We start from the raw sequence: 7,093 nt of genomic DNA on the forward strand, positions 1-7,093 counted from the left end.
ATGACCTGAAGCCGCTCGCTGCCGAAAACTGCGTAACTCGTTGTTTACCAAGGAGTTTTCCGTTTCGACTGCGCCGGAAGTGGGGCGAATTATAGACTTCCAGAATCTGCCGTCAACACTTAATTGCGCTTTTCTATCAATCACTTGCAGAACAACGGAAAACAGCCCGTTTGCTCTCTATATAGGAGAGTAAAACCACTCCCTCTATATAGAAGAAATCCTCAGAGCACCCCGGCCTCTTTGAATGCAGCCACAACGCTGGCATCCAGACCCAACACCCGCTGCAGAACCTCCAACGTGTGCTCGCCCAATAAAGGAGGCGCATTGCGATACTCCACAGGCGTTTCGGACAGTCGAATCGGACTCGCTACCTGCGGCACCATCCCGGCCAGCACATGGGGCAGCTCGATCGCCAACCCGCGCGCCTTAACCTGAGGATCCGCAAACATCTGAGCCAGGTCATTAATCGGCCCGCACGGCACACCTGCTTGCTCCAGCTGCAGCACCCACTCAGCAGTCGTCTTGAACACAGTCGCCTGGCGAATAAGCGGAATCAACACCGCACGATTCGCCACCCGCAACTTGTTGGTCGCAAAGCGTGGATCATCTGCCCACTGTGGCTGACCAGCCACTTCAGCAAACTTGCGAAACTGTCCGTCATTACCCACGGTGAGGATGAAGTCTCCATCCGCCGTAGGAAAGTCCTGATAAGGCACGATATTCGGATGAGCATTACCCAGGCGCTTCGGAGCATTGCCCGTAGTCAGGTAATTCATTGCCTGGTTAGCCAGACAAGCCACCTGAACATCCAACAACGCCATATCAATATGCTGACCGCCACCGTCATGATCCCGATGCGCAAGCGCTGCAAGGATCGCCACGGTCGAATAGAGACCGGTCAAAATGTCCGTCAGCGCCACGCCGACTTTCACCGGCCCGGCGCCCTCATCCCCTTCGGGTCGCCCCGTCAGACTCATCAGACCGCCCAACCCCTGGATCATGAAGTCATAACCCGCGCGCTTGGCGTAAGGGCCTGTCTGACCAAACCCGGTAATCGAGCAATAGATCAGATTCGGATTGATCACCTTTAGCGACTCATAGTCCAAACCATATGCCGCCAGACCACCGACTTTGAAGTTCTCGATCAGGATGTCCGACTTCGCCGCCAGATCACGCACCAGCTTCTGCCCTTCAGGCCGGGTGAAGTCGATGGTGACCGATTGCTTGTTGCGATTGGCCGACAAGTAATAGGCGGCCTCGCTAGTGTTCTCGCCATAAGCGTCTTTAAGGAAGGGAGGCCCCCAAGCGCGTGTGTCATCGCCATTGCCCGGGCGCTCGACCTTGATCACCTCGGCGCCAAGGTCCGCCAGTATTTGCCCGGACCAGGGCCCGGCCAGTACCCGCGATAAATCCAGTACCCGTAGATGCGAAAGCGCGCCCATGGCGTTCTCCTATTAATAGAACGCTTGAAGGCCGGTCTGCGCACGACCGAGGATCAGCGCGTGGACGTCATGCGTACCTTCGTAGGTATTCACCACTTCCAGGTTGACCAAGTGGCGAGCAACACCGAACTCATCGGAAATGCCGTTACCACCCAGCATGTCGCGCGCCATCCGGGCAATGTCCAGGGACTTGCCGCAGGAGTTGCGCTTCATCATCGAAGTGATCTCGACCGCTGCAGTACCTTCATCTTTCATGCGACCCAGACGCAGGCAACCTTGCAGCGCCATGGTGATCTCAGTCTGCATGTCGGCCAGCTTCTTTTGGATCAGCTGAGTGGCGGCCAGCGGGCGACCGAACTGCTGACGATCCAGGGTGTACTGGCGAGCGGTGTGCCAGCAGAACTCGGCAGCGCCCAGTGCGCCCCAGGAAATGCCGTAACGCGCCGAGTTGAGGCAAGTAAAAGGACCTTTCAAGCCACGGACATCCGGGAAGATGTTCTCTTCAGGGACAAACACGTTGTCCATGACGATCTCACCGGTGATGGACGCACGCAGGCCGACCTTGCCGTGAATCGCCGGAGCACTCAGGCCTTTCCAGCCTTTCTCCAGAACGAAGCCACGGATATCGCCCGCATCGTCCTTGCCCCAGACCACGAACACGTCGGCGATCGGGCTGTTGGTGATCCACATCTTGCTGCCGGTCAGGCTGTAGCCGCCTTCCACTTTGCGTGCACGAGTAATCATCGAGCCCGGGTCAGAACCGTGGTCAGGCTCGGTCAGACCGAAGCAACCAATCCATTCGCCCGTTGCAAGTTTTGGCAGGTACTTCTGCTTTTGGGCTTCGGTACCGAACTCATTGATCGGCACCATCACCAGCGAGGACTGCACACTCATCATCGAGCGATAGCCGGAGTCGACACGTTCGACTTCACGAGCGATCAGGCCGTAGCTGACGTAGTTCAGGCCGCTGCCACCATACTGCTCAGGGATAGTTGCGCCCAACAGGCCTATTTCGCCCATCTCGCGGAAGATTGCCGGGTCGGTCTTTTCATGACGGAAAGCTTCGAGAACACGCGGCGCGAGCTTCTGCTGAGCGAATTGCTCAGCGGTGTCGCGAATCATGCGTTCTTCTTCGGTGAGCTGTTGATCCAGCAGCAGGGGATCGATCCAGTTGAAGCTAGCTTTACCGCCCATGAGTGTGTCCTCTCGAATCGGGTCAAATAACGTGGGCTGATCCTAGGCCGGGTTCGGCGTTACGGCAAACGAGGATTTTGCATACTGTTGTGCTAATTTCTCACTCCGAAACATCGCAAAATAGCTTTTATGCGATGTATTAGTGAGGTTGACGTACATGCGCAGGAAAATTCCCAGCACAACGGCCCTGATCAGCTTTGAAGCGGCGGCTCGCCACGAAAGTTTTACCAAGGCAGCCCAGGAGCTTTCGCTCACTCAAGGCGCCATTTGCCGACAGATAGCCAGCCTTGAGGAGTTCCTCGGCGTAGAACTGTTCCGACGCTCGCGACGCGGAGTCAAGCTGACGGAAGCAGGCCTTTCCTACAGCCGGCGGGTGGCCACCCAACTCGATGCGGTTGAGCGCGACACCTTGTCAGTGATGGGCCAGCAAGGTGCCAACGTGATCGAGCTGGCAGTGGTTCCAACCTTCGGCACTCAATGGCTGCTGCCACGACTCAAGGATTTCCAGCAAAAACACCCGGAAGTGACGGTGAACCTCACCAACCGAACGCGCCCCTTCCTGTTTGCCGACACCGACTTCGATGCCGCGATCTATTTTGGCGACGCGGACTGGTCGGGTACCGAATCCCACAGGCTGATGGGCGAAAATCCGATGCCGGTGTGCAGCCCCAATCTCATGGGGAAAAAGACAACCCTGTCACCCGGTGAAATTGCTGAATTGCCCCTGCTGCAGCAGACCACTCGCCCTTATGCCTGGCGCCAATGGTTCAACTCCCAAAACCTTAACATCCCGCGAGACATGACAGGGCCGCGCTACGAGCTATTCTCCATGCTTGCCCAAGCGGCCATGCACGATATGGGAATAGCGCTGATTCCGCCGTTCCTGATTCAACGCGAACTGGCCGAGAAGCGCCTGGTCATTGCCAACGCCCAAGCGCTATCAAGCATCAAGGCGTATTACCTGATGATTCCCGAGCGAAAGGTCGAATCGGCCTCTTTAAGGGCATTTCGCGATTGGCTGGTCAATCAGGCACAGAGCTACAGCCTAGAAGGATAAAGGCTTCACGCTATTAGCTGACCTCGTAGTCAGTAAAATCAAAGCACTACAGATATAAGTATTTGTCGCATATTCGAAGACTGTACCGACAAGCAGTACAAACGTCCCACAAGAGCCTGAAAACGTGGCCTTGAGCCTCTATTGCGGAGCAATAACGACTCATTCACCTGACCAATGCGTAAATTCTTCGATTTTTACAAGAATCCTTACAAGGCACGGCCTGCAAGGGATTGAACCGGTTAGTTGCGACATTCGGTCACGGGGTGACTTGTAGTTAATTTTCCGTCACCCGTCATAAACCCTTGAAGGGCACTAAGTTCGCCTGCAAAATGCCGCGCCCCGCCCTGATTTGGCGGGATCGTGCTGATCGGCCGCCCCCAGCCGCACCATCCGAAGTGCCTGGGTTTACTCAATAAGATCACGCAGGAGATTTGACGTGCACATTGGTGTTCCTCTCGAAACCCAGACCGGTGAAACACGGGTTGCTGCAACCCCGGAAACCATCAAGAAGCTGATCGGCCAGGGTCATAAGGTCACTGTGCAAAGCGGCGCCGGCATTAACGCCAGCGTTGTCGACAGTGCCTATGAAGCGGCAGGCGCAATTATTGGCAGCGCCAACGATGCGTTTAGTGCCGAGCTGATTCTCAAGGTGGTCGCCCCCAGCGACAGCGAGCTGACGCTGATTAAAAGCGGCACCGTAGTGGTGGGCATGCTCAACCCGTTCAGCAATGAAACCATTGCCAGGCTGGCTGAGTGCGGCATTACCGCGTTTGCGCTGGAAGCCGCGCCGCGTACCTCCCGCGCTCAGAGCCTGGATGTGCTGTCCTCCCAAGCCAACATCGCCGGCTATAAAGCCGTGTTGTTGGCCGCTCACCACTATCCACGCTTCATGCCGATGCTGATGACCGCTGCGGGTACCGTGAAAGCGGCGCGCGTGCTGATTCTCGGCGCAGGTGTAGCCGGTTTGCAGGCGATCGCTACGGCGAAACGTCTGGGTGCAGTGATCGAAGCGTCTGACGTACGTCCTGCGGTAAAAGAGCAGATTGAATCCCTCGGCGCCAAGTTCGTCGACGTACCTTACGAAACCGATGAAGAGCGTGAATGCGCCGTTGGTGTCGGCGGTTACGCGCGACCAATGCCCGCCAGCTGGATGCAACGTCAGGCCCTGGCCGTGCACGAACGCGCCAAACAGGCTGACATTGTCATCACTACCGCACTGATCCCAGGCCGCAAGGCACCAACGTTGTTGAGCGCGGAAACCGTGGCGCAGATGAAGCCGGGCTCGGTGGTCATCGATCTCGCGGCAGCCCAGGGCGGCAACTGCCCGCTGACCGTGGCCGACCAGGTCGTCGTCGAGAATGGCGTGATCATTTGTGGCCCGACCAACCTGGCCGGCGCAGTCGCGGCGGATGCTTCGGCACTGTACGCGCGCAACCTGCTGGACTTCCTGAAGCTGGTCTTCAACAAAGAAGGCCAGTTCGAGATCAACCTCGAAGACGACATCGTCGCCGCGTGCCTGATGTGCCGCGACGGCCAAGTCATCCGCAAAAACGCCTAAGCAGGGATTCAGACGATGGAAGAGCTTATCTCCCCCGGTATCTACAACCTGATCATCTTCGTGCTGGCGATTTATGTCGGTTATCACGTGGTCTGGAACGTTACGCCTGCACTGCACACGCCTTTGATGGCGGTGACTAACGCCATTTCGGCGATTGTGATCGTCGGCGCCATGCTGGCAGCGGCATTGACCGTCACACCACTGGGCAAAACCATGGGCACCCTGGCGGTAGCTCTGGCAGCGGTGAACGTATTTGGTGGCTTCCTGGTTACTCGCAGGATGCTTGAGATGTTCAAGAAAAAAGCCCCAAAAGCAGTGAAAGAAGAGGCGCCTAAGTAATGAGCATGAATCTTGTAACGACGCTCTACTTGATCGCGTCGATCTGCTTCATCCAGGCTCTTAAGGGCCTCTCGCACCCGACCACGTCGCGGCGCGGCAATGTGTACGGCATGCTCGGCATGGCGCTGGCAATCCTCACCACCGTGGGCCTCGTCTATAAGCTGGGCGCCGAGTTGGCCACCGCCGGTATCGGTTACGTCATCGTAGGTCTGTTGGTCGGCGGTACCGCCGGGTCGATCATGGCCAAGCGCGTTGAAATGACCAAAATGCCGGAACTGGTCGCCTTCATGCACAGCATGATCGGTATGGCCGCAGTGTTCATTGCGATCGCTGCTGTCGTAGAGCCGCAATCGCTGGGTATCGTCAAGCAACTGGGTGACTCCATTCCTGCCGGTAACCGCCTGGAACTGTTCCTCGGTGCCGCCATCGGTGCAATCACCTTCTCCGGTTCGGTAATCGCCTTCGGCAAGCTGTCGGGCAAGTACAAGTTCCGCCTGTTCCAGGGCGCACCCGTACAGTTCGGTGGCCAGCACAAGCTGAACCTGCTGCTGGGCCTGGCGACACTGGGCCTCGGCGTGACCTTCATGCTGACCGGTAACCTGAACGCTTTCGCGCTGATGCTGGCCCTGGCCTTCGTGCTGGGCGTGCTGATCATCATCCCGATTGGCGGCGCGGACATGCCGGTGGTTGTGTCGATGCTCAACAGCTACTCCGGCTGGGCAGCGGCGGGTATTGGCTTCTCGCTGAACAACTCGATGCTGATCATCGCCGGTTCGCTGGTGGGTTCGTCCGGTGCGATCCTCTCGTACATCATGTGCAAAGCGATGAACCGTTCGTTCTTCAACGTACTGCTCGGTGGTTTCGGCAACACCGCGGATGCGGCGGGTCCTGCTGGCTCGAAAGAAGCGCGTCCAGTGAAATCCGGTTCGGCTGACGACGCGACCTTCCTGCTGACCAACGCTGACACCGTGATCATCGTTCCAGGCTACGGCCTGGCAGTGGCACGGGCGCAGCACGCGCTGAAAGAGCTGACCGAGAAGCTGACCCATCGCGGCGTGACCGTGAAGTACGCGATCCACCCGGTCGCCGGTCGTATGCCTGGCCACATGAACGTATTGCTGGCCGAGGCCGAAGTGCCTTACGACCAGGTGTTCGAGATGGAAGACATCAACTCCGAGTTTGGCCAAGCCGACGTGGTGCTGGTGTTGGGCGCCAACGACGTGGTCAACCCGGCTGCCAAGAACGATCCGAAATCGCCAATTGCCGGCATGCCGATTCTCGAAGCATTCAAGGCCAAGACCATCATCGTCAACAAGCGCTCGATGGCCAGCGGCTATGCCGGTCTGGACAACGAACTGTTCTACCTCGACAAAACCATGATGGTCTTCGGCGACGCCAAGAAAGTCATCGAAGACATGGTCAAAGCAGTCGAGTAAAACCTGCTCCAGCGCAATACCCAAAACCTCAGCCTTTAGTAGGCTGGGGTTTAATGAGATGGTCAGC

General features: G+C 57.5%; 6 protein-coding genes. 4 read left to right on the forward strand and 2 right to left on the reverse strand.

The window, feature by feature from the left end; all coding sequences use genetic code 11:
- Window positions 1-221 precede the first annotated feature (221 nt).
- Both VD17_RS29740 and VD17_RS29745 read right to left on the reverse strand, forming a co-directional pair.
- Window positions 222-1,442, reverse strand: coding sequence for a CaiB/BaiF CoA transferase family protein (locus VD17_RS29740; RefSeq protein WP_046056957.1), 1,221 nt, complete (start codon window positions 1,440-1,442; stop codon window positions 222-224).
- 12 nt (window positions 1,443-1,454) lie between these two features.
- On the reverse strand, window positions 1,455-2,636 hold the full coding sequence (locus VD17_RS29745) for an acyl-CoA dehydrogenase (RefSeq protein ID WP_033059888.1): 1,182 nt from the start codon (window positions 2,634-2,636) through the stop codon (window positions 1,455-1,457).
- Window positions 2,637-2,793: 157 nt separating this feature from the next.
- On the opposite strand from VD17_RS29745, the gene VD17_RS29750 reads away from it, so the two are divergent.
- From VD17_RS29750 to VD17_RS29765, 4 genes are all read left to right on the forward strand, one after another.
- Window positions 2,794-3,693: a LysR family transcriptional regulator gene (locus VD17_RS29750; protein ID WP_046056958.1), complete on the forward strand. Its 900-nt coding sequence runs from the start codon at window positions 2,794-2,796 to the stop codon at window positions 3,691-3,693.
- Window positions 3,694-4,129: 436 nt separating this feature from the next.
- Window positions 4,130-5,251 carry a Re/Si-specific NAD(P)(+) transhydrogenase subunit alpha gene (locus VD17_RS29755; protein ID WP_046056959.1) on the forward strand — a complete coding sequence of 374 codons (1,122 nt, stop codon included), beginning with the start codon at window positions 4,130-4,132 and terminating at the stop codon, window positions 5,249-5,251.
- Between the two features lie 15 nt (window positions 5,252-5,266).
- Window positions 5,267-5,590, forward strand: a complete 324-nt coding sequence (locus VD17_RS29760) for an NAD(P) transhydrogenase subunit alpha (protein ID WP_003187010.1) — start codon at window positions 5,267-5,269, stop codon at window positions 5,588-5,590.
- A complete protein-coding gene (locus tag VD17_RS29765) occupies window positions 5,590-7,026 on the forward strand; it encodes an NAD(P)(+) transhydrogenase (Re/Si-specific) subunit beta (RefSeq protein ID WP_008154469.1) in 1,437 nt (478 codons plus the stop codon). Before VD17_RS29760 ends, VD17_RS29765 begins: the two co-directional genes overlap by 1 nt.
- Window positions 7,027-7,093 lie beyond the last annotated feature (67 nt).

It is taken from the genome of Pseudomonas fluorescens (genome assembly GCF_000968015.1).
GTDB classification, from domain to species: Bacteria; Pseudomonadota; Gammaproteobacteria; order Pseudomonadales; family Pseudomonadaceae; genus Aquipseudomonas; species Aquipseudomonas fluorescens_W.